Annotated in this window: 1 protein-coding gene; it reads left to right on the forward strand. The window is 66.7% G+C overall.

The genetic code is table 11. The features are described from left to right. Positions 1–285, forward strand: a 285-nt coding sequence (locus ETV65_RS24995; RefSeq protein WP_165383777.1) for an Ig-like domain-containing protein, incomplete at both ends; no start/stop codon positions are given.

The raw sequence follows: 285 nt of genomic DNA on the forward strand, positions 1-285 counted from the left end.
GGATATGGAGCTTTACCGCGCCGGAACTGACCGACGGTGACTATGCTGTGCAGGTGCGGGTGACCGACGACGCGGGCAACGTGGCCACTTCCGGGGCGCTTGACGTGACGGTGGACACCGCCATATCCGCGCCGGGGGTCACCCTGAGCGACGACACCGGCGTGGCGGGCGATAATCAGACCAATGACACCACGCCGGGCTTTGCGATCGCGACCGACAGTGATGTGGTAACGGTCACGGTCAGCATTGACGGCGGCGCGGCGCAGGCGGCGGTACAGGACAGCG

Source organism: Rahnella sp. RFA10(1/100) (assembly GCF_004195115.1).
Taxonomy (GTDB): domain Bacteria; phylum Pseudomonadota; class Gammaproteobacteria; order Enterobacterales; family Enterobacteriaceae; genus Rahnella; species Rahnella perminowiae.